We start from the raw sequence: 24,817 nt of genomic DNA, 5'->3' as shown, positions 1-24,817 counted from the left end.
AGTTATAGAATTCAAAGAATCCTTTTATGTGGGATATAGAAATTGTACAGCATAATATTTCAAACTCTACTTTGAAGATTTTAAAGCACCACTATGGAGGTTTAGCTTTTCGAGGAAGAGACCTTTGGGTAAAAAATAAAACGGGTCAGAAAAACAATTGTTTTCTTCAAGAAGACTTCAAAATTATTACGAATACTTCGGATTCAAGAGTCGTGTCTAATCATACTATTGTAGAATGGATTAATATGTATGGAACAATTTTAGGTAAAAATGCAATTTAACCGTTTTGCCGCAATCAAGTAGTATTGATCATTTAGATTTTGTAAGGGTGCATCCAGATTTGCCTTATTTTTCTTTTACTCCAGTAGTTAATGAAGGTTTTAAACTGAAACCTGATGACAAATTTTTAAAAAAAATATCGAGTAATTACCTCAGGAAAACCAATAGTAGAGTGGATTCAATGGTTATTAGAAAATTATAAATTGTAATTAAACTTAGAAAATAATTGAAAAAATAATTTTAAAAAAAGTCGAAAATTTTAATTATTCAATTAGATGAGAAAAATAATATACATATATTTTATCCTGTTTTGTGGTTGTCAAATATTGAAAACAGACATACCAAATCCTAAAAGATATGAAGATCAGATAAAAAACTTCATACCTCCTTCAAATATTGATTCAAATTTAAAACCTGTAGCACTTTTTACTGGTAGTTCGAGTATAAGAAGATGGAATAATTTAACCAATTCTTTTCCTTCATACCATGTTGTAAATACTGGATTTGGTGGATCCACAATGAAGGATTTGGAATATTATTTGGATCAAGCAATATTACAGTATAAACCAGATATAATCTTTATTTATGAAGGTGATAATGATATAAAATTAGGAATGAAAGAAAAGCAGATTATGAGATCTACACGAAAAATAATTGAGAGAATTAGAATCGAACTTCCAGAATCTCAGATAATATTAATTTCAATAAAGCCTAGTATTGATCGTTGGAATCTTAAACAAGATTATCTAAGATTAAATAAAAGATTTTTTCGTCTTGCAGATAAATATGATGAAGTTTATTATATCGATATGTGGAGTGAAATGCTTCAAAAAAATGGAAAACCTAATTCAGATATTTTTATCCAAGATGGGATTCACTTGAATAACAAGGGGTATGATATATGGAAAAGTGTTATTCAAGAATTTCTACATGGAACTGATGATTAAAGTAGCTCTACTAAAAGGATTTTTTTCAATCTCTATTACTGAATTACATTATGCAATAATAAAGGATTATAAAAAGAAAGTTAATAAGTTGGTCATCACAATATTAATGTTGTCTTTATCATGCTCTAAATACACTATTAGAGCTTCAGAATCGGTGTAAACCAATCAAAGTAAGAAAGAGAAGCCGAGTAATCAGAAATATAATTTACCACATTCTTATTTTTAATGTTTGTATTTATAAATAAAAAAAACTTATTTATCGAAGTCAACTAGTATTTTGATAATAATGCCTTGAACTAGATAAAACTAGCTTCTAAGACAAAGTTATACCTTTTATTGAATGATCAGTTTTGGGAAATAGAATGAATAATAAGGTTTCATATTTATCTCCTAACTCCTTTCTCAAAATTTTAAAACTTTTGGTTATAAGAGCTTCCACTGTTTTGTTTGAGATATTTAGGTATTCAGAAATTTCTTTATTTGTAAGACCCTCCTTTTTACTTAAAGTAAATACTTCTTTACATCTTTTAGGTAATTTTTCGATTTCCAAGGTCACAATTTTTATAAACTCATTCAAGTTCCTGTCTTCTAATTCATCAACCACTTCGTACATATTTTCATAATATTTTTTTTCAAGAATCATAGTTGCCTTTTCCTTTCGATAATAGTTAATAAATGTATTATAAACAGTTTTATAAAGGAAGCTTTTTATTGAATAGTCGGGATTTAACTTTTTACGATACTGCCAAGTCTTGAGAAATGCACTTTGAACAATATCCTGTGCAAGGGCCTTTTCATCTACAAAGGTTAGAGCATATGCGAATAATTGTCTGTGATATTTTTCAATAAGAAAAGAGTAAGCTTTCTCCTCTCCATCTTTTAAATATTTCACAAGTGAATTATTGTTATCGAATTGGCTTACAGGCTTCATAAATTGTCAAAATTGATAGTTTGTATTTCCGAATATATAAAAAAATTAAATAAAAAGTTAGGGTATTATTAATTTGCTTTGTAATACTAATATACGATGAGATATTTTATGCACGACAAGAATACAGAATTAGCACTATTACGATATTTGAATGGATCAGCTAAAGAAAATGATTTGGTCTTATTAAATGATTGGGTTGCAAATCCGAATAATAATGCAATTTTTAAAAAATACTTAAAAGCTCATTTTGCAATCTATTTAGGAATGAATGATCAAGACTTTAGACAAATGGAGAGTAATCTTATTCAAAAAATAAGAGATGATAAGAGTAAATTAAAAAGAAAAAAGCGAATTGTATTTTTGAAATATGCAGCAGTATTTGTCTTATTAGTTTCTGGACTTTATTATTTTCAAACGGAAATTTTACAAATGCATCACGTCGAAAACGTTGTAGTTGGTGATGATAAAATAATTTTAGAAAGTTCCGATGGTAATATTGATATCTTAGATAATAATACTCAATTTGCTATTAAAGATAACAAAGGACTAGTTATAGGAAAGCAGTTAGGTGATAAAATCGTCTATACTAAAAATAAGTCTATAACTGAAATGTCATATAATACACTTAAAATTCCATATGGTAAACAGTTGGAGGTGGTTTTATCAGATGGTTCCGAGGTAATGCTTAATTCAGGTTCTACCTTTAAATTTCCACAAAATTTTATAGAAGGTAAGAAAAGAGAGGTCTTTTTGGAAGGGGAGGCATTTTTCGAGGTGACCAAAGATTCATTACATCCTTTTATTGTTAATGCAAATGATTTAAATATAAAAGTTCTTGGAACGGAGTTCAATGTTTCGAATTACAATGAGGACATTGATACGGAAGTTGTTTTGGTTGGAGGAGCTGTAACTCTCAAATCTAATGATTTGGAAAGTGAAGAAGTACATCTTTCACCTGGTCAAAAGGGTATTTTTTTGAAAGAAGGAAATAAGATAAATACCGAAGAAGTTAATGTCTCTCTTTATACAGGTTGGTTAGATGGAATAGTAGTTTTTAGAGAAACGACTTTTGAAAATATTACTAAAAAGCTAGAAAGGCATTTCAATATAAAAATTATTAATACTAATTCAGAGCTAGCCGAAGAAAAGTTTAATGCTACCATGGACTTAAGGAACGAGGATATAAATCAAATTCTCGAGTATTTCAAAAAAATATACGATATAGATTACCAGGTTAAAAATAATGAAGTCATAATTAAATAAAACTCCTTTTATGTAATACCAAAAATCACCAGAAGAGATAATCACTTTAAAATCGGGAAATGGTTCCAGCATTTCCCGATAAATACTAAGTGATTAGATTATTTAATCACTAATTAATCAAATTTAAAATTATGAAAAAATTGTGGAATTCAAAACTTTGGTTTTGGAGATTCAAATTGGACCTTAAAATGAAGCTTTCACTTATTCTTTTTGCTATAACCATAGCTGTTCAAGCAAATAGTACCTATTCTCAAGGCACTCCCATTTCTTTAAAATTTGAAAATGTCAAAATAGGACGAATCATTGATGAGATTGAAGCTAAAACTGAATTTAAATTTATTTATAAAACCAACACTATTGATATTAATCGAAATATCAGTATAAATGTTAAGAAAGAAAAGATTGATAAAATTTTATCAATTCTTTTTGATCAGGATAAAGTATCATATGAAATCTATGATGTGAAAATCCTGATAAAGCCAGCCCCTAAAATAGAAAGTGAATCAAACGATTCTTATTCTTTTACCAATCAAGAACAGAAAAAGGTTGCAGGTTTAGTGACGGATGTAAATGGTGTGCCGCTAATGGGTGTTAACGTTTTGGAGAAAGGTACTTCTAACGGAGCCGTTACAAATTTTGATGGTGAATTTTCACTGAATTTAGAAAATACTAATTCTATTTTGGTGTTCAGTTTTTTAGGTTTTGAAACCCAAGAATTAAAAGTTGGCGATGCTACAGTAATAAACGTAAGTTTAGAAGAAGGGCAAAGTGGGTTGGAAGAAGTTGTCGTCATAGGGTACGGATCCACTAATAGAAAAGATGTAACGGGATCAATTTCTACTGTAGATAGCGATGAAATAAATGCTTTACCTACAACAGATGTTCAGCAGGCGCTGAAAGGACGTTCGGCAGGGGTTAGGGTTTCTCAAAACTCAGGTCAACCCGGCTCTGGAGTTCAAGTACAAATTCGTGGAGGTAATTCATATCTAGGTAATAATAATCCGCTTTATGTAGTTGATGGATTTCCTTTAACAGGAGGAATTGAATTTTTGAATCCTGCTAATATTGAGTCTGTAAATATTTTAAAAGATGCATCTGCAACCGCGATTTATGGATCGAGAGGAGCAAATGGGGTTGTAATGATTACCACTAAAGGAGGTGGTAAAGAAAGAAAAGGTGTTATTGATATACAAAGTTATTATGGCATTCAAAAAGTTTTAAAGACCTATGATTTAATGAATTCACAACAATTTGCAGAATTGGCGAACATTTCAGCAGAAAATAGTGGGGATCCTCAGCCATTTGATTTAAGTAATCTTCCTAATGTCCAAACAGATTGGCAAGATGAAATTTTCAGACTAGCAGGAATTCAAAATCATACTTTAACCTTTTCTGGAGGTGGCAATGGATCATCATATTCTGTTTCAGCAAATTATTTTGAACAGGATGGAATAATCAAAAATACAGGTCAAAAGCGTGGATCGGTTAGGTTATCATTAAATCAAAAAGTTAATGATTGGGCACGTATTACTGCTAATGCAGTTTCTACTAGAAGTGAAATCAAGGATGCAGATGTTAACAATGGAAATGCAGGGAATAATATATGGTCAGCAGCTTTGCAAGCTCCACCAACTGTAAGCGTATATGATGATGAAGGAAACTATAGCGATGTTGGAATTTATCCATTTAGTCCAACGGCTCTTAGTAATCCACTTTTATATACAGAGAGAAAGGAATTGTTTACATCTTCCAAAACTTTAAGTAATCTCGCATTAGAATTAGATATTCTGGAAGGTCTAAAATTTAAGGTATTGGGAGGCGTAGAGCAGGAATATCTTGAACGAAACTTTTATTCTCCATCTATTATAGTTAATAGAACACCCCAAGGTCTAGGTTCTTTCCAGATGACGAGAGATATTTCCTACCTGAATGAAAATATTTTATCTTATAAAACGAATGTAGGTGATAATGATAAGCTTTCAGCTATCGGAGGTTTTACAATACAAACTTTCCAACGCAAACTCAATAATTCGAGTGCCAGTGGATTTACAACAGATATTTTAGAAGATAATTCTTTAGGAAGTGCAGAAAATACTAACCCTAATACTTCCAACGTAAGTGAATGGAAATTACTCTCTTGGTTAGGTCGTGTAAATTATGATTTAAATGATAAATATCTTTTCACAGCTAGTATTCGCGCTGATGGATCTTCTCGCTTTGGAGAAAATAATAAATGGGGGATTTTTTCTTCTGGTGCATTTGCATGGAGGCTTAGTAATGAAGAGTTCTTGAAGAATGTAGATAATCTTTCAGATTTAAAATTAAGAATTGGATATGGAGAGACAGGTAGTACGGCTATTGCAGCATATCAATCACTGAATACGCTTGGTGAAGAACGTGCTACTTTTGGAAATTCGGATGTTATTGGTTTTGCCAATGTTTCAGCTCCCAACCCAGATCTAAAGTGGGAAACTACTCAACAATTAGGAATAGGAATAGATGCATCATTTTTTCAGGATAAGTATCGGGTAACAGTAGATTATTATAAGAAAAACACCGAAGACCTTTTGGCTATTATACCACTTCCAGGATCTACAGGATTTACTTCTCAAATCACAAATCTGGGGGAAATTGAAAATACAGGTATGGAATTCTCAGTAGGCGCATTTTTTGGGAAAAATGATTTTACTTGGGATGTGAATGCTATGGTTTCTTTTAATAAGAATAAGGTCGTTACCATTGGGCAGGATATTCTAGGCGGGTCACTTGATATACCATTCAATTCTCCTATTAACTTGGCGCGTGAAGGAGAGCCTTTAGGAGTGTTCTATGGATATATTGAAGATGGATACGACGACAATGGAGTAATTAAATATAAGGACTTGAATGGGGATGATCAAATAAACAGTGAAGATCAACAAATTTTAGGAAATCCTTATCCGGATTTTATCTATAGTTTAAATAATACGTTAAGATTTAGGAATTTGAGTTTGAATATATTTTTCGAAGGATCGCAGGGGAATGAACTTTTTTGGGCCACTGGGGGATATATAGCTACTTCTTTTGGAACTGGAGGTAATCAAATCGTTGATGTTTATAATGATTATTGGACTCCTACAAATACAGATGCGGCTTATCCAGCACCCAGCTCTAACCGTGCCCAGATTCGAGTATCAGATAGATTTATAAAAGATGCCTCTTACTTACGATTAAAAAATGTTAAGCTGGGGTATACTCTATCGGGGGAGCAGATAAAATGGGGAGTTAATTCAATGGAATTATATATAAGTGGACAAAACTTATTTACTGTATCAGATTTTCCAGGACTTGATCCAGATGTAAATACGAGGGCAGGAACTGGAGATTTGCGATTAGGTATTGCTCAAACTGCTTATCCTACCGCTAGGATTTTTACGCTAGGCGTGAACTTAAAGATTTAATCAGTTTAAAATATTAAAAATGAAAAAAATATTGACCATAGTATTATTAATAGCTGTATGCATACTCTACAATAGTTGTGAGAGTGCTTTACAGGAGAATCCAAAAAGTCGACTAGTAAAAGAAAATTTTTATAAGAATGGCGCGGATGCATTATCAGCATTGACCTCGGTATATGGAATTTTTAGCAGGGAGGGTGAGTTTCCAACTATTTTCTATATGTCATTATTAGAGAATCGCTCAGATTATTCTGAGGGTCGTGGAAGTCAGGCCGGTTTTAGTACTTATGATTCCCCTATGGATAATACAAGTCAAAGCCGTGTTTTTGCAGCATATAATGACCTTTACCAAGGAATAAACAGGGCTAATGCGGTTATAGACAATGTTGGGGGGATTGAAAATATGAATACTGAATTGAGAGATCAGTATATTGCTGAAGCTCGATTTTTAAGAGCTTTCTTTTACATGAACTTAGTTAAATATTGGGGAGGTGTTCCTTTAAGGCTAGAAGAATTTACTTCTTTAGACCAAATTCCTGCTCCAAGAGCATCAGTTTCTGAAGTTTGGGAACAGATTATAAATGATTTGACTGAGGCTATTCCAAATTTAGCTGACACTTTCCCTGAATCTGAGGCCGGAAGAGTAACTTCCTGGGCAGCCAAAGCAGCTCTAGCTGATGCTTATTTAAATATTGAAGATTGGACTAATTCACGTGATATGGCAGAAGATATTATCTCAAATGGTCCATTTTCTTTAGTAGAAGTAAAGGTTGCTGATGATTTCCTTCAGATTTATGGACCAGAGTCGATTACTCATTCTGGTGAAATATTTTCAGCGCATCAATCCGAAACTAATGGAAATGGAATTGCCACACATATTCACAGACCTAATACGGGATTTTCAGTTGGAGGTTATTATGCATGGTTGCCTGTAGAGGGTAGTCTAGTATGGGATTGGGATACTAACGATCTTCGTCAACAATTCTCAATTTATACAGAATATTTTGATGAAAATGGAGAATTACAGCCATTGCCAGCAAGTACACCTAAACTTTTTAATAAATACAGAGATGCGGGAACGACAGGTAGTTTTAATGGCAGAAATAATATTCCTTTTTATCGATTAGCAGAAATGTATTTAATATATGCGGAAGCTTCTAACGAAATCGATGGTCCTACTGCACTTGCTTTAGAACGTCTTAATATTGTGAGAAGAAGAGGATATGGATATCCTATAAACTCACCTTCGGATCAGGATTATCCACAAAGTATGAGTGCTAGTGAATTTAAGGATGCTGTATTGAAAGAACGGGTATATGAACTTAATCTTGAAATGAAAAGATGGAATGATCTTTTAAGAACTGGAAGAGCTCAACAAGCGATCGAAATCACTGGAAAATCATGGAGTGACGTAAGTTTACTTCTACCTCTCCCGATTGATGAGATAAATAATAACCCTGCCCTGGGGCCTGAGGATCAAAATCCTGGCTATTAAGAATTTCACGATGAAGAGATGTGTATACAAAAAGAATAAAAAGATTAGGACTAATTTTAGTTTAAGTTCGAACAGCATTTCTCGATGGTGTATAGTATTGATAGCTATATCTCAATTCATTTCCTGTCTACCTGCGAAGGATAATGAAACCAAGGGAACTAATCAAAAAGAAAAGAGTAGGCCTAATATCATAATGATCTTAGCAGATGATTTAGGTTATGGCGATTTAGGCGTATACAACGATTACTCTTTAGTTCCAACTCCGAACTTGGATAATCTGGCATCTGAGGGAATTCGTTTCACAGATGCCTATTGCCCAATTGCTGTCTGCTCACCAACGAGGTATTCTTTAATGACTGGAACATATGCATGGCGAAGCAGAAAGAAGGACGGAGTTATGAGAAATTATGAAAAATCTATGATGGAAGATAGCCAACTAACCTTACCACAGATGCTTAAAAAAGTTGGTTATAGGACAGGAGGCTTTGGTAAATGGCATTTAGGAACAGAATTTCCAACTTTAGACGATGAAAAACCAGTTGGATATGGAACCTTTTATCATTCACAAAATGGATCTAATATTGATATCTCAGGTAAAGTTTCAGATGGACCAGTAGATCATGGATTCCAACATTGGCTCGGATTCAGCTGTGCTAGTGAATGTTTTGTATTTAAAAATAAGGAAATCGTTGGAGCTTTAGAACATGATTTCTATACAATTGAAAAAACACCTGGTAAGGAAAAGCTAGATATTATTTCTATGGATAGTTATCTACCGCTAATAACCGATGCCTCAATTGAATTTTTGAATGAAGCTCAGCAAAATAAGGAGCGGCCATTCTTTTTATATTATGCACCATATGTTCCACATGTTCCTTTAGCTGTAAGTGAATCTTTTTTAGGTTCTACCGAGGCCGGTCCCTATGGAGACTATGTTCATGAATTAGATTTCTATATAGGGAAGTTATTAGATCATCTTGATCGTTTGGGACTAAAAGAGAATACAATTATTCTTTTTGCAAGTGATAATGGTTCAGCTTTTAGAACATCTTACAATGGAATGGATGCTTCAAATGCAGCAAATAAATTGCCAGGTCATTATGTTGATTTGGAAGGAAAGTATAAAGCACCTGAAGATTTATCAAAAATTAAAAAGCATAGTCCAAATGGTATTTTAAGAGGCGTAAAACGTAGTGCATGGGAAGGAGGAGTGCGAACACCTTTAATTGCGCGTTGGCCAGGACATTTTCCCGAGGGTAAAGAATCTAATGAAATAATGTCCTTAACCGATATCATGGCAACTTTAGCGCCAATAGTGGGATATGAATTAGAGAAAGGGGTGACACCCGATGGTATTAATAATATTTCAGCATTTTTAGGAGAGGTTAAAGAAAAAAGATCTTCAATCGTATTAAAAGCAGGGAATGATGTGTATGCGTTACGACAAAAGGAATGGAAATTTATTGAGGTTCCGCGAGAGAATAATGAACCATTTTTCGAATTGTATAATTTAAAAAATGATCCGTCAGAGAACACGAATTTAGCAAATAAATATCCAGATAGAGTTTTTGCCATGAAAAGAGATCTGGATCTGATATTGAAAGAAAATTCTACTACAAAATAGTTACGATAAAATGGATAAATTGAATAGAATATTATTAGTACTGATGATGTTATCATTTACATACGGTATATACGGTATGGTTTGTATGCCAATTATACCCAATTGTGACAAGCTGATAAGCAAAAAATCATATAAGGCTGATGTAATAATTTATGGAGGTACCTCTAGTGCTGTTATTGCCGCGGTACAAATAAAAAAGATGGGGAAATCAGTAATTTTGGTTTCCCCAGATAAACATCTTGGAGGACTTTCTTCTTCAGGATTAGGATATACCGATACAGGGAATAAAGCTGTAATAGGTGGTCTGTCTCGTGAATTTTATCATCGTATTTATAACTACTATGCAAAGGAAGAAACCTGGAAGTGGCAAAAGAAAGAGGATTATGGAAACCAAGGACAAGGAACTCCGGCTATAGATGGAAAGAATAGAACTATGTGGATTTTTGAGCCCCATATTGCCGAGCAGGTTTTTGAAGATTTTATAAAGGAATATAATATAATTGTCCATAGGGAAGCGTTTCTGAATAGAAATAGTGGAGTTGAAGTAAATGATGGGGAAATCAAAAGCTTTAGAACTTTATCTGGACAAAAATATGCAGCAAAGGTTTTTATTGATGCTACTTATGAGGGTGATTTAATGGCTGCAGCCGGGATAAATTATCATGTTGGGAGAGAAGCTAATAACAAATATGATGAGAAGTGGAATGGAGTCCAAAAAGATGTTTTTCACCACAAGCACAATTTTATGGATTTTAATATAAGTCCTTATAAGAATCCTGAAAATCCATCTAGCGGATTAGTGCATGGCGTATCTAAAGAGCATCCGGGAAAAACTGGGAGTGGAGATAAAAAGCTTCAGGCCTATAATTTTCGTTTGTGTTTAACACAGGTAAAAGATAATTTAGTTCCATTTTATAAGCCAGACAGTTATAATGAAGATGACTACGAACTTTTAGCCAGACTGTATGAAGCAGGTTGGGATGAAACTTTTAATAAATTCGATCCAATTCCTAATCTCAAAACAGATACAAATAACCATGGGCCTTTTAGTACAGATTTTATTGGCGCTAATTATGAGTATCCGGAAGCTTCTTACGAGAGAAGAGCAGAAATTATTAAAGATCATGAAAATTATCAAAAAGGTCTGTTTTATTTTATTGCTACAGATGAAAGAATTCCTGAGGACATTCAAAATAAAATTAAGACTTGGGGTTACGCAAAGGACGAGTTTCAGGATAATAATAATTGGCCGCACCAAATTTATGTTCGCGAGGCTAGGAGAATGTTAGGAGAATATGTTATGACAGAGCATGATATACTTGGCCATAAAAAAGTTCCTCAACCTATAGCAATGGGGTCTTATACAATGGATTCTCACAATGTTCAGCGATATATAACACCAGATGGATATGTACAAAACGAGGGCGACTTGGGTATTAAACCTAAAAACCCTTACCAAATAGCTTACGGAGCTATAGTTCCGAAGAAAAAGGAATGCTCGAATCTTCTGGTACCTCTGGCTTTATCTAGTTCACATATTGCTTTTGGATCCATTCGAATGGAACCAGTTTTTATGATCTTAGGACAAAGTGCAGCGACGGCTGCTATTATTGCAATTGAGGAGAAAAAGCCCGTTCAGGAGATCAATTATAAAAGTTTAAAAGCAGAACTGAAGAAGGAGGGACAAATAATTGAATTGTAGTACCCCATTTCATTTAATTTCAAAAAAATTTAAAATGGAAATCAATAAACTCTATTTATTGATAGGTGTGGTATTTATACTTTTTCCAATAAATAAATTTTTTGCGCAAAACATTACACTAATAAATGCTGGAATTAGTGGTAATACATCATTGGACGTTTTAAATAGATTGAGTAGTGATGTTATACCATTTGAACCGGATTTAGTGATACTTATGATAGGTACGAATGATTTGTTGAATACTAACAATTTATTGGGTTATAAAGAATATGAAAGCAACCTTGTTGAAATAGTGAATGCTTTAAGAGAAAGGTGCATAAAAATACTTTTGTTGAGTCCTCCACCTGTTGATGAAGTTTATTTATATCAAAGGCATGATAAGAGAAAGTATAAAAATCGCCCAAATAAAATGCTTAATAAAATAAGTGAAAGTATGAAGAGACTTGTGGATAGAGAATATGTGAAATTTTTTGATCTCAACAATGAATTACTTGTAAAAGGCATCCCTTATCATAACAAAGACAAAGTAATTATGAATATGAAGAATAGTGGTCGTGAAGATGGGGTTCATCTTACTCCTTTTGGATATAGACTTATAGCAAATATGATTGCAAAATATCTCAAAAGTTATAATTGGGTATTACCACAAATGAAAATTTTATGCCTGGGGGATTCAATCACCTATGGGAAGTATGTTTTAGGAGAAGGAACATCAACAGGACATACATATCCTTTTTTTTTAAAAAGAAAACTAAATCAATCATAAAGAACTATAAATGGATTTTATAAGAAACATTGTTGAAAGAATGCTTATTTGTTATCTATTCTTTTTACAAATGGGTATCATTTGTTTCGGACAGACAAAAGAGCTTTCTGAAAATCTAAAATTATCTACAGAAGCTTCTAAGGATAGCGCTCAGGTTTACAACTTGATAATTCTTGCTGGCCAGTCAAACATGGTTGGGAGTGGTAAAAAAGATCAAATACAGGTACCATTTATAAGTGATAATATTACTTATTATAATTATGGTAAACGTATGAATCTGCAAATTGTATCAGAGGATACCTTTGGTCCGGAAATAGGAATTATGGAACAGTTGTCTATAAAGTTTCCAAATAAGAAATTCATTATTCTTAAATATGCTGTAGGAGGAGCTTCAATGTATGGTTGGTCTCCCGAAAGAGATGAAAAAAAAGTTGAGAAAATGGGGCATCCGCACTTTGGTAAGATGAGCGATTCTCTATTTAAATATACCGATCTCGCTATTAAAGGGAAAATTACTGAACCAATTGCTTTTGTATGGATGCAGGGGGAAACCGATGCGAGATTTGAAATTGCGGGGCAGGAGTATGCTTCAAATTTTCAAAAATTGATAGAAAAGGTAAGGAAAGAATATCATAAAGAAGATCTGCCAATTATTTTTGGAAAGGTTAATCCTATTGCTAGCCGATATCCTGGCTTATTGGCATTGCAATCATCCCAAAGATACATCGCAAAAAATATAGCGAATACCTATTTGGTAGATACAGATGGGTTAGAAAAGCGATCAGATAGTCTTCATTATTCTTCTGAAGGATTATTAGGATTAGGTGAGCGCTTCGGAAAGATTCTCGTAAAGATTATTGAAGAAAAATATTGATCTGAATATGTGAATATTCAATAATTATGAAACACTCAAAAAATAAATTATAGTGAATTTAATTGTTCTCATTATTATCTCTGCAATTATCCTAATTACAGCATATTATACTTACGGTAAATATGTATCTAAAAAATTGGGTGTAGATAATTCTAATATTACACCCTCTAATACTTTGGAAGATGGTATTGATTATGTGCCAACTAAATCGCCAATAGTTTTGGGTCATCACTTTGCATCTATCGCGGGCGCAGGGCCTATTATTGGGCCGGTAATTGCGGTGGCTTTTGGATGGATTCCGGCTGTGATCTGGATTATAATAGGTGGGGTCTTTTTTGGGGCAGTACATGATATGGCCAGTATGCTCGCATCGTTAAGACATAAAGGTAAATCTATAGGTTATGTGATCGAAAAGCAAATAGGCGCTAAAGGGAAGGTTTTATTTCTAATATTTAGTTTTTCAACACTAATACTAATTGTAGGTGTTTTTGCTGATATTATAGCAAAAACTTTTATAAATAACCCATCTGTAGCTTCATCTTCAATATTGTTCATCATCTTGGCTGTGGTTTTTGGTGTAGTAAATAAAGCCCTTAAAAATTCGAAATATGCTTTTGTTATAACTTCAATAATTGGGGTTGTCCTAATGTACTTTTTTGTGTATCTAGGAAAATTCATACCTATAAATATTGGCTACAATTTATGGGTTATAATCTTATTAGGTTATGCATTTATAGCTTCTGTAACACCTGTAACTTTACTTTTACAACCAAGAGATTATTTAACCAGTTATTTACTTTATGGACTTATAATCGCAGCGGTTATAGGTATTTTTATAGCAAATCCAGAGGTTAAGATGGATAATGATATTGTATTTAAATCTCCTGATTTAGGATATATCTTTCCCGTGTTATTTGTAACCGTTGCTTGTGGAGCAATAAGTGGATTTCATTCTCTGGTAGCTTCAGGAACTACTTCAAAACAGTTAAATAAAGAGTCTGATGCTAAAATCGTAGGCTATGGAGGTATGCTTATAGAGACATTTTTGGCGATTCTTTCAGTAATAGCAGTTATGGTAATTTCTCGAGAAGAATATGTGAGCCAATTATTAAATCATGGTCCGGTGTCTTTATTTGCAGATGGCTTAGGCAAAATAATCGCTGCTATTGGCATCTCAAAACAAATGGCTACATCGTTTGTTGCTTTAACAGTATCTGCATTTGCACTTACCACCTTAGATACATGTACGCGCCTTGCTAGATTTACTTTTCAGGAATACTTTGATGATAAAGAGCATAGTACGATCAAGAAAGTTGGTGCCAATCGATATATAGCTACTACAGTTGTAATTCTATCTTCTATTGTATTGCTATCTACAGGAGAATTTGATGTTTTGTGGCCAATATTTGGATCTGCAAATCAACTGCTTGCTGCTCTGGCTTTGTTGGCCATCGCTGTCTGGTTAATTAAGAAAAGGATTAATGCCTCTTTCGTGTTAATCCCCATGTATGTAATGTTTGCAGTTGCATTAAGCTCCCTTTGTCTTTTTGCAATTACAAATTATCAAAATGGCACTTACATTTTGGCCATTTTGGCTGGTGCCTTATTTCTGCTCGCAATTGTATTGTTATGGTTAGCAAAAAACAGTTTAAAAAGAGAACAGCTTCATCAGGATTTTAATATTCCTGGAAAGAATGAGGATTTAGGAATGATCAAATCAAAAAATAAAAACCTATGAAAAATATTATAATTGGATTCATAATAGTGTTTATTTATTCGAAAGCGTTAGTTGTAAATGCGCAATCAAATTTTAACAATATAAAGGCTAATATACCTAAACACATTAGTACTCCTTCTTCTAAGAATTCAGTATTTCTGAATTCTAATCCAGCTTTTTCAAACTCATCCAAATGGCAATTAATAAAGTTTGATTCGCTTCATTTAGGAGGTCAGGAAATTTCAAACCCTGATTATATTGATCAGGAAGGATGGATGGATGCTGTAGTTCCAGGTACTGTATTAACATCATTAGTAGAAAATGGCGTGTATCCAAATCCATATTATGGAGATATTAATAAGCGTACTCATAATGTAATACCAGATATTGCAGATGCAGGGCGAGAATTTTACCATTATTGGTATCGTACAAGTTTTAATGTTCCGGAGTCATTTAAGGACAAGAAAATATGGTTAAAATTTAATGGGATTAATTACAAATGCGAGATTTGGTTAAATGGCCAAAAGTTAGGGAATATGGCTGGTATGTTTAATTCGAAATCTTTTGATGTTACCAAGATCGTAGATCCTGAAAAATCGAATACTATCGCTGTAAATATCTCTCCGGTAGATTTCCCAGGACAAAGCGGCCGTAAAAATAAAAAACGTTCTGGAGCCAAAGGTGAAAATCAAAACGGAGGAGACGGTAATATAGGTAAAAACACAACGATGCTTATGAGTGTTGGTTGGGATTTTACATTTCAGGATGGGATTAGAGATAGGAATACGGGAATTTGGAAGGAAGTTGAATTGTACGCAACAGGAGATGTAGTTTTAAAAGATCCATTTGTTCAAACTAAGTTGAATTTGCCTGATACTACACTATCAAAGCAAACAATTTCTGTAGATGTATTTAACTCTTCAGAAGAAAATGTTTCCGGAGTTTTATCTGGAGTAATCGAGGAAGCTGATGTTAATTTTGAAAAAGAAGTTACATTAAAACCAAAACAACAAAAAACAATTGTCTTTACTCCTGAAGAATACGAACAGTTAACAATAAAGAATCCTAAGCTATGGTGGCCAATTAATAAGGGGGAGCAATTTTTATACAATCTTGATCTAAAATTTATTCAGGATGGGATGATTAGTCATGAAAAATCTACTCGTTTCGGAATAAGAGAAATCAAATCAGATCAAAACACACCCGATAGCTCACGTCGATTTATTGTGAACGGGCATCCTATTTTTATTAGGGGTACCAATTGGATTCCTGAAGCAATGTTAAAAAATTCAGCAAAAAGAACACATGCTGAACTTACATATACCAAACAGGCAGGACTTAATTTATTACGTTTTTGGGGCGGGGGAATATCTGAATCTGATTACTTTTTTGATTTGTGTGATGAAATGGGATTTCTAGTTTGGAGTGAATACTGGATGACGGGAGATACGCAGCCGGTGGTGGATACTACTCTTTATCTTAATAATATTGAAGCTACAATTAAAAGAATTAGAAATCATGCTTCTTTAGCGTACCATGTATCGTCTAATGAATCTACCGAAATTCCCGGAGCTTCTGATTTAATAAAAAAGTTAGACCCTACCAGAGGGTATCAAATGCAATCTGAATGTTGCGGGGTTCATGATGGTAGCCCATATAAATTTGAAAATCCTATGCAGTACTATGAAAATACAGCTTCAAAAAGGGGAAGTAGGGTAGATGGATTTAATCCGGAGTATGGTACTCCTATTTTACCAACAGTAGAATCTTTGCGATTAATGATGCCTGAAGAGGACTTATGGCCAATAAACGATTCTGTTTGGAATTATTTAGATGGAGGAGGCTTTCATAATATAACTACAAAATATATGGACGCGGTAGATGAGTTTGGTAAATCTAAGTCTATCGAGGAATTTGCTCAAAAAGCACAATTTGTGGGAGCAATGAATTATCGTGCTATTTGGGAAGTTTGGAATGAAAACAAATTCTCTTATGGAGATCGCTTTGCCAGTGGATTTTTATTTTGGTATCATAATAGTCCTGTTCCGCAAACTGCCGGTAGAATGTATGATTGGAGCTTAGAACCTACAGCAGCGCTTTATTACTCGCAGAATGCTCTAGAGCCTTTGCATGCCCAATTCGATTATGTAGAGAATACGGTTTCAGTATACAACGACTACAGGAAAGATTTTTCAGGCTACTCTGTAGAAGCAATAATATATGATATACACTCAAAAAAGGTCTGGAATAAGAAGGTGACTACGGACATTCCAAACGATGGAGTAGCAAACGATGTGCTTAAGATTGATTTTCCGAAGGATTTAAGTCAGGTTCATTTTATAAAATTATTACTTAAAAATAAAGAAGGTGAATTAGTTAGCGATACTTTTTACTGGCGTTCTAACGACAGCTATAAAGGAGCGTGGACAATGACAGGTCCGGCGGTTTCAGGTTTTAAGGAAATGAGCCAGTTGAATAAAGCAGAACTTAAAGTAAGTATAAAGGAGATGAAGAATCAAATTGAAGTAAAGGTGAAAAATGTATCAAACGCACTTAGCTTTTTCACACAATTAAAACTTCAGGATAAATCAGGTAAAAGTATTAGTCCAACCTTTTATTCTGATAATTTTTTCAATTTACTTCCTAATGAGTCAAAAACGGTAGTACTTACTCATTTAGATGATCTATTAGCCTTAAAGCGAGCAACTTTAAAAGTTGAATCTTATAATGCGGATTTGCATACTTATGAGATTCAGATAGGTGATTAAAAGAAATAATAAAGACTCAAGTAATATAACATAGTTATGGGAAAACAATTGATATATGTAGTAGTTCTATTATATGTAGTTGCTTTAAAAGGGCAGAGTAAAGAGGTTGAAGATAGTTTGGCTCTTAATCATTCAACAGAAGCAACAAGATTAGACTCCTATATTAAATATGATGATACTAGGGAAACGAATTGGGATAATAACTATAAATTGGTAGGTATAAAATCTTCATTCGACGCTAATGTCCAAAAAGCTTACTTATTTAAGTCAGTTAGTGAAACACCTCGTCCACTAATTGTAAGTCTTCATACTTGGAGTGGTGATTATACTCAGAAAGATGAGATCGCTGATTTGTGTAGACTAAAAAATATAAACTATATCCATCCTAATTTCCGTGGGCAAAATACTAAACCAGAAGGGTGTATGAGTAAATTGGCTATTTCAGATATTGATGATGCTATTGCCTATGCTTTAAATCACTTAAATGTTGATACCTCCAAAATTTATGTTGTAGGTGTTAGTGGTGGTGGATATGCAACACTTAGTACTTTTATGAAATCCAAGCACAAAATTAGTAAGTTTTCAGCATGGGCTTCAATAACTGATCTGGTAGCCTGGTATGAAGAGAGTAAGATTCGCAAAAATAAGTACGCTCAAAATATACTAGATTGTACTGATTCTGGTATCAAATTAAATATAGATGCTGCAATAGAGCGGTCTCCTTATTACTGGGAAACTCCTATCGAAAAATTGAATAATGCGGAATTACATATATATGCAGGAGTTTTTGATGGTATTCAGGGAAGTGTGCCTATAACCCAATCAATAAACTTTTATAATAAATTATTGTCAGATTTATCCGTAACAGATAAAACAGTATATGTATCTGATGAAGAAAAATTAAAGCTTCTTGAATGTAGACAAGCTCTTGGTAATTATGGTAGCTTATATGATAGACAAATCATCCTTGTTAAAGAATATGGTAATTTAAGCCTAACAATTTTTGAGGGTAATCATGAAATCTTACCTGAATATGCAGTACAGGCTTTAATTAACTAATATAACAAGAAGGTGAAACTATAGACTTAAAGGAAAACTTTTCGTAAACAAAATTTATAACTAAGATGCATTTAATTCATTCTATACTCCTTTTAGTTAAGTATATCAATTGTACAATAACTTATAGTATTATGTTCGTGTTTATATTGTCAACTATAGGCTGCAAAAATTCTACAGAAAGAAATTCTGTTGCAGGAAATAAAGATCAAGAAACAGCTAATCTAGATAGACCAAATATAGTATTTGTTATTAGCGACGATCAATCATATCCACACGCATCAGCTTATGGTGAAGATTGGATAAGAACACCTGGGTTTGATAAAATTGCTGCTGAGGGTATACTGTTTACAAATGCATTCTCAGCATCTCCTGGTTGTAGCCCCAGTAGAGCCGCAATATTAACGGGGCTTAATACCTGGCAATTGAAGCAGGCAGGAACCCACGATAGTGAATTTCCACTGGATTATAAGGTATTCCCGGAAATTTTAGAAAAGATTGGATATAAAGTTGGATTTACCGGTAAGGGGTGGGGGCCAGGTAATTGGGGAGCCAGTGGTAGAAGTCGTAATCCTGCAGGAGAAGAATATGATATGGCATATACCAAACCCAATTTAAAAGAAGTAAGTAGCATTGATTATGCTGAGAATTTTAATCAATTTTTGCTGGAAAGAAATAAAGATGAACCATTCTATTTCTGGTTTGGTTCTCGTGAACCTCATAGAGTTTATGAAGAAGGATCTGGAATAAGGTCAGGTAAAAAAATAGAATCCGTTTCAGTTCCGGCCTTTTTACCGGATAGTCCTGACGTAAGAAGCGATCTTTTAGATTATGCCTTAGAGATCGAATATTTCGATCAACAACTTTTAAAGGTTATTACAAAATTAGAAAAGGTCGGAGAACTAGAGAATACCTTAATCATTGTTACATCAGATAATGGTATGCCTTTCCCATACGCAAAGGCTAATGCAAACGAATATGGTACGCATGTGCCATTAGCCATTAGATGGGGAAAGAAATTAAAAGGAGGTAAGCTTGTGAAGGATTTAGTAAGTCTAATAGATATTGCACCTACTATTCTTGAAGCGGCATACGGAGAGAATTATCCCGAAATAATGAGAACCTACCCAATGGAGGGAAAAAGTCTTTTAAAATATTTTGAGCCAAAACTAAAGAATCTTGAAAAAAGGAATGCTGTTTATATGGCTAGAGAGCGGCATTCAAGTTCTAGATGGAATAACCTTACATATCCTCAACGTAGTATAAGGACAGATGAATATTTATATATCAGAAATTTTAAACCAGAACGATGGCCAGCCGGTGCTCCACAAAAAATTGGGAAGGATGGAATTCTAGAAAAAATGGATGGTGGTTATCATGATATAGATGCTTCACCAACATTAGATTATATGATTGCCAATCAAGTGGAAGATAAAACGGCATCTCTTTTTAAAAATGCAGTTAATAAGAGGCCGGCAGAAGAACTTTATGATATAAAAAATGATCCATATTGCTTAAATAATCTGGTAGGGAATAGAACATACAATAAAACTCTTTTAGATCTAAGAGCCAGATTAGGAGCTTATTTAATGAGAACAGAAGATCCCAGGGTAACTGGGAACGGAGATGTTTATGAAACTTATAAACGCTACTCTCAGATAAGGAAATTTCCAGAGCCAAAATGGAATCAGGATAGTGCTAAAAATTTCGATAATAAATATTTAGAGAACCAATTGCTAAAAATAGATTAAATGAACTCAAATTATGGGTGTATTACATCCGCCAAATAGATATCAATATGAAAAACCAGATAATTACTTTACTACTATTTTTAATAGCACTAAATGGACATAAGGCTTATTCGCAAATCAATGATGTAACTACCCCATTACATAATTTAAAGCCAAATTATGTGATTCCATATAAAGTTCCAGAGATTAATGAAGTTGAGAATGCATTAGATAAGGTATATCATTTTTTAGAAAATAGTACTGCTTCAACATTAATTAATAGTTCAAAGAAAGAAGTGAGAAATCTAAAGGAGGTCGATGCTAATACCACATTTGCACCTTCTTCTTTCCGCTTAACAAGCTATGAGTGGGGTGTTACCTATGCCGGTATGCTACATGCTACTGAAGCTACCGGACAACAATATTTTCAGGACTATACAAAATCACGGCTAAAACTCATTTCAGATCTTGCTATATCGCTTAAAGACAAAAATGTTGAGAAAAAAACGGCTGTACATTCTGTTTTAAAACCTGATGCCTTAGATGATGCAGGTGCCCTTTGTGCAGCGATGATAAAGGCTGAACGGGCTGGTCTGAATTTAGAATTAGAACCTTTAATATTAAATTTTATAGAATACATCAGTGAAAAACAATTCCGATTTCCGGATGGGACATTAGCTCGTAACCGACCTCAAAAAAATACACTATGGTTGGATGACCTTTTTATGAGTGTTCCGGCATTGGCACAAATGGGTAAATTTACTGGTGAGGATAAATACTTTGATGATGCCGTGAATCAGGTAAAGCAATTTTCTAAGAGGATGTTTAATAAGGAAAAAGGGATTTATATGCACGGCTGGGTAGAATCCATGAATATAAAACCAGAATTTCACTGGGCTAGAGCAAATGGATGGGCTGTAATGGCCATGATAGAATTATTAGAGGTGCTACCGGAAAATCATCCTGGTAGAGAAGATGTTTTAGAGCAATTGCGGCTTCACATTCAAGGTCTCGCTTCCTATCAGGACGCGACGGGATTTTGGCATCAGTTAATCGATAGAAATGACTCTTATTTAGAAACCTCTGCAACTGCGATATATACTTATGCTATTGCTAAAGCCATTAATAATGGATATGTTAATGAAATGACCTATGGGCCAATGGTATTATTGGCATGGAATGCTGTAGAGACAAAAATAGATAAAGATGGCACTGTAGATGGTACCTGCGTGGGTACAGGTATGGGGTTCGATCCCGCGTTTTATTATCACAGACCAACTCACAAATATGCGGCGCATGGTTATGGTCCTGTACTATTAGCAGGTGCAGAGATAATAAAACTATTAAAGAATGAAAATTTCCAAATAGATGATAGCGCAATTCAACTATCAAAAGCAAATTAAAATCATATAAGTGATAGGAAAGATATTCCTTTATAATAAAAATTAGAATTAACCTAAACCAATATTATGAAACATACAAAGCTTACAACTTTATTTACCCTGTTGTTATTGCTAATGATAGCAGGCTGTAAAACAAAGAAAAAAACAGATGAGAACAGTTATTCACTAATAAAAGGAAACACGCTAGATGGTTGGACGCAAAAAGGTGGATACGCAAAATATACTTTAGAGGATGGTGTTGTTGTTGGAGAAACTGTTCCAGAGGATTCCCCTAATTCATTTTTAACTACCAATCAACTTTATGATGATTTTATACTCGAGCTCGATTACAAGGTGGATCCAAGTATGAACTCTGGTATTCAAATAAGAAGTAATAGTAAGCCAGAGTTTCAAGATGGCAGAGTGCATGGCTACCAGGTAGAAATAGATCCGTCCGATCGTAGTTGGAGTGGGGGGATTTATGAAGAAGCAAGGCGAGGTTGGCTGGTATCGTTAGAAGAAAATCAAACTGCAAGAGAAGCTTTTAAACAGAATGAATGGAATCATGTACGGGTAGAAGCGATAAATGACTCTTTAAAAGTTTGGTTAAATGATGTGCCTACAGCCTTTTTAATAGATGATGAAACAAAAACCGGTTTTATTGCTTTACAGGTACATCGAATAAAACCTGAGGAGAAACCCGGGAAGAAAATTATGTGGAAGAATATTATGATTCAAACAGAAAATTTAGAGGGGGCTTTAAGGAAAATGGACCTAAATCCTGTTAGGACCAAAAATAATTTAACTAGTAGAGAAAAAGAGAATGGGTGGAAAATGTTATGGGATGGTAAATCTACAAATGGGTGGAAAGGAGCAAAGCTAGATAGTTTTCCTAACGAAGGCTGGGTTATTGAAGATGGCCACTTAACTGTGCTTTCTACCGGAGGTAAGGAATCTGATGCCGGAGGGGATATAGTAACTGAAAAACTATATAAAGATTTTGAACTTAAGGTCGATTTTCAACTTACAAAGGGCGCAAACAGCGGAATTAAATATTATGTAGATACAGATTTAAATAAAGGACCCGGATCCTCTATAGGATTAGAATATCAAATTCTGGATGATAATAATCATCCAGATGCTAAATTAGGAAATCATGAAGGTAGTAGAACTTTAGCCTCTTTATATGATTTAATTCAAGCTGATGTTAATAAGTCAGTTAACCAAATTGGGCAGTGGAATAGTGCTCATATTATTTCTAAAAATGGTGTGGTAACCCACTTTTTAAATGATAAGAAAGTCTTAGAATACGATCGATTTAGTGAAAACTTTAAAAAACTGGTTTCAGAAAGTAAATACGATAAATGGCCGGATTTTGGCCAGCTCGAAAAAGGACAAATATTATTACAGGATCATGGGGATCGCGTATTATTTAAGAATATAAAAATTAAAGAATTATAATATGTCTTCAAGAAGAAAATTTTTAAAAAATACTGCACTTGGTGGAACAGCTTTAGCATTTTCAAGTTCTTTAATGGGGATGCCGGCGAAAAGTTACAATAGGATTATTGGCTCAAATGATAGATTAAATGTCGCCATTGCCGGATTAGGAAGACGACTTGCTGCATTTTATAATCCAATAGCACTAAAGGAGTCTAACGTGCATCTATCATATTTATGTGATGTTATGGAAAGTCAGCGAGCGAAAGCTTTAAATAATTTTTCAGAACGGATAGCATATAAACCAAAATTAGAGGTCGATATACGAAAGATCATTGAGGATAAAGATATAGATGTTCTTTTCAATTTAACCCCAGATCATTGGCACACACCAGGCTCTATCATGGCTTTGAAGGCGGGTAAACATGTATATGTTGAGAAGCCATGTAGCCATAACATGAATGAAAATGAATTATTGGTTCAGGCAGCCAATAAGTATGATAAGCTAGTCCAGATGGGAAACCAACAACGTTCTTCCGGTCATACCATAGATATCATTAACCAAATACATAATGGAGTTATTGGGAAGCCGTATAAGGCAGTTGCATTTTATGTAAATTCCAGAGATGCTGTACCAGTTCAAAAGAGGGCCGCAGTACCACAGGGCTTAGATTGGGAGTTATGGCAGGGCCCAGCTGTACACAGAGAATATACCTCTGAAACCTGGAATTATAACTGGCATTGGTACGGTTGGAATTATGGTACTGGAGAAGCAGGGAATAATGCGACTCACGAATTGGATGTTGCCCGTTGGGCTTTACAGGTGGAGTATCCGGAATATACAAAAGTGCTGGCTCATAAACGGCAATTTAAGGATGATGGATGGGAAATGTATGATAGCATGGAAGCTACTTTTAGTTTTCCTGATGATAAGGTTATTCAATGGGATGGGAAAAGTAGAAATGGCTATAATACTTATGGAGCAGGAAGAGGAACGATTATTTACGGTAGTAATGGTGCCGCATTTGTTGATAGGGAAAGATATGAAATAACAGATCTAAACGGAAAGATAATTAAAGAATTTAAGTCTGGCTCTAATGAATCTGGAACTGCTTTGGGTGGAGGAGGAGATACCTCGACTGCGCATGTATTAAACTTTTTCAATTCAATAAGAGGGAAAGATAAATTGCAGGCTCCTATAGCAGATGCGGCTGTAAGTATGGCAATGGTACATTACGCAAATATAGCCTACAGAACAGGTAATGAATTCGAGATCAATTCTAAAACAGGACATATTTATGACCGAAAAGCAATGAAATTATGGGATAGAAAATATGAAAAAGGTTGGGAGCCGAGTTTTTGATTTTTTTTGTGTTTATCGAAAATATTGATCACTAAGGTTTTGA

The 24,817-nt window shown here is 34.0% G+C and carries 17 protein-coding genes; 16 read left to right on the top strand and 1 reads right to left on the bottom strand.

What is annotated here, in order from left to right; translation table 11 throughout:
* Nucleotides 1-26: 26 nt before the first annotated feature.
* Both IIF7_RS06330 and IIF7_RS06320 read left to right on the top strand, forming a co-directional pair.
* Nucleotides 27-281, top strand: a complete 255-nt coding sequence (locus IIF7_RS06330; protein WP_084840848.1) for a hypothetical protein — start codon at nucleotides 27-29, stop codon at nucleotides 279-281.
* A 273-nt stretch (nucleotides 282-554) separates the two neighbouring features.
* On the top strand, nucleotides 555-1,226 hold the full coding sequence (locus tag IIF7_RS06320) for a GDSL-type esterase/lipase family protein (RefSeq protein WP_084840846.1): 672 nt from the start codon (nucleotides 555-557) through the stop codon (nucleotides 1,224-1,226).
* 313 nt (nucleotides 1,227-1,539) lie between these two features.
* Here the strand turns inward: IIF7_RS06320 and IIF7_RS06315 are convergent, their stop codons facing one another.
* Complete coding sequence (locus IIF7_RS06315; protein ID WP_084840845.1) at nucleotides 1,540-2,157, bottom strand: RNA polymerase sigma factor; 618 nt, start codon at nucleotides 2,155-2,157, stop codon at nucleotides 1,540-1,542.
* Between the two features lie 96 nt (nucleotides 2,158-2,253).
* On the opposite strand from IIF7_RS06315, the gene IIF7_RS06310 reads away from it, so the two are divergent.
* The 14 genes from IIF7_RS06310 (at nucleotide 2,254) to IIF7_RS06245 (ending at nucleotide 24,774) form a co-directional block, all read left to right on the top strand.
* Nucleotides 2,254-3,420: a FecR family protein gene (locus IIF7_RS06310; RefSeq protein ID WP_084840844.1), complete on the top strand. Its 1,167-nt coding sequence runs from the start codon at nucleotides 2,254-2,256 to the stop codon at nucleotides 3,418-3,420.
* Nucleotides 3,421-3,608: 188 nt separating this feature from the next.
* Nucleotides 3,609-6,860, top strand: a complete 3,252-nt coding sequence (locus IIF7_RS06305; protein WP_176218911.1) for a SusC/RagA family TonB-linked outer membrane protein — start codon at nucleotides 3,609-3,611, stop codon at nucleotides 6,858-6,860.
* A 217-nt stretch (nucleotides 6,861-7,077) separates the two neighbouring features.
* A complete protein-coding gene (locus IIF7_RS06300) occupies nucleotides 7,078-8,352 on the top strand; it encodes a RagB/SusD family nutrient uptake outer membrane protein (RefSeq protein ID WP_176218910.1) in 1,275 nt (424 codons plus the stop codon).
* 193 nt (nucleotides 8,353-8,545) lie between these two features.
* The gene (locus tag IIF7_RS06295) at nucleotides 8,546-9,976 is read left to right on the top strand and encodes a sulfatase family protein (RefSeq protein WP_176218909.1); all 1,431 of its coding nucleotides are present in this window, start codon (nucleotides 8,546-8,548) and stop codon (nucleotides 9,974-9,976) included.
* Between the two features lie 10 nt (nucleotides 9,977-9,986).
* Entirely contained in the window at nucleotides 9,987-11,678 is a 1,692-nt protein-coding gene (locus IIF7_RS06290) for an FAD-dependent oxidoreductase (protein ID WP_317041866.1), read from the top strand.
* Between the two features lie 34 nt (nucleotides 11,679-11,712).
* On the top strand, nucleotides 11,713-12,444 hold the full coding sequence (locus tag IIF7_RS06285) for an SGNH/GDSL hydrolase family protein (RefSeq protein WP_084840840.1): 732 nt from the start codon (nucleotides 11,713-11,715) through the stop codon (nucleotides 12,442-12,444).
* Nucleotides 12,445-12,454: 10 nt separating this feature from the next.
* The gene (locus IIF7_RS06280; RefSeq protein WP_084840839.1) at nucleotides 12,455-13,318 is read left to right on the top strand and encodes a sialate O-acetylesterase; all 864 of its coding nucleotides are present in this window, start codon (nucleotides 12,455-12,457) and stop codon (nucleotides 13,316-13,318) included.
* Nucleotides 13,319-13,370: 52 nt separating this feature from the next.
* On the top strand, nucleotides 13,371-15,056 hold the full coding sequence (locus IIF7_RS06275; RefSeq protein WP_084840838.1) for a carbon starvation CstA family protein: 1,686 nt from the start codon (nucleotides 13,371-13,373) through the stop codon (nucleotides 15,054-15,056).
* Nucleotides 15,053-17,803, top strand: a complete 2,751-nt coding sequence (locus tag IIF7_RS06270) for a glycoside hydrolase family 2 protein (RefSeq protein WP_084840837.1) — start codon at nucleotides 15,053-15,055, stop codon at nucleotides 17,801-17,803. Before IIF7_RS06275 ends, IIF7_RS06270 begins: the two co-directional genes overlap by 4 nt.
* 36 nt (nucleotides 17,804-17,839) lie before the next feature.
* Nucleotides 17,840-18,862 (top strand): alpha/beta hydrolase family protein, encoded by a 1,023-nt coding sequence (locus IIF7_RS06265; RefSeq protein ID WP_084840836.1) that lies wholly within the window; start codon nucleotides 17,840-17,842, stop codon nucleotides 18,860-18,862.
* Nucleotides 18,863-18,993: 131 nt separating this feature from the next.
* The gene (locus IIF7_RS06260) at nucleotides 18,994-20,610 is read left to right on the top strand and encodes a sulfatase family protein (RefSeq protein WP_084840835.1); all 1,617 of its coding nucleotides are present in this window, start codon (nucleotides 18,994-18,996) and stop codon (nucleotides 20,608-20,610) included.
* Between the two features lie 47 nt (nucleotides 20,611-20,657).
* A complete protein-coding gene (locus tag IIF7_RS06255; RefSeq protein WP_084840834.1) occupies nucleotides 20,658-21,992 on the top strand; it encodes a glycoside hydrolase family 88/105 protein in 1,335 nt (444 codons plus the stop codon).
* 66 nt (nucleotides 21,993-22,058) lie between these two features.
* Nucleotides 22,059-23,432, top strand: coding sequence for a 3-keto-disaccharide hydrolase (locus tag IIF7_RS06250; protein WP_084840833.1), 1,374 nt, complete (start codon nucleotides 22,059-22,061; stop codon nucleotides 23,430-23,432).
* A 1-nt stretch (nucleotide 23,433) separates the two neighbouring features.
* The gene (locus tag IIF7_RS06245) at nucleotides 23,434-24,774 is read left to right on the top strand and encodes a Gfo/Idh/MocA family protein (RefSeq protein ID WP_084840832.1); all 1,341 of its coding nucleotides are present in this window, start codon (nucleotides 23,434-23,436) and stop codon (nucleotides 24,772-24,774) included.
* Nucleotides 24,775-24,817 lie beyond the last annotated feature (43 nt).

Source organism: Zunongwangia atlantica 22II14-10F7 (assembly GCF_002094855.1).
In the GTDB taxonomy this organism is placed as follows: Bacteria; Bacteroidota; Bacteroidia; order Flavobacteriales; family Flavobacteriaceae; genus Zunongwangia; species Zunongwangia atlantica.
The sequence above is the reverse complement of the archived record's forward strand: the minus strand, read 5'-3'. Positions and strand labels throughout refer to the sequence as shown.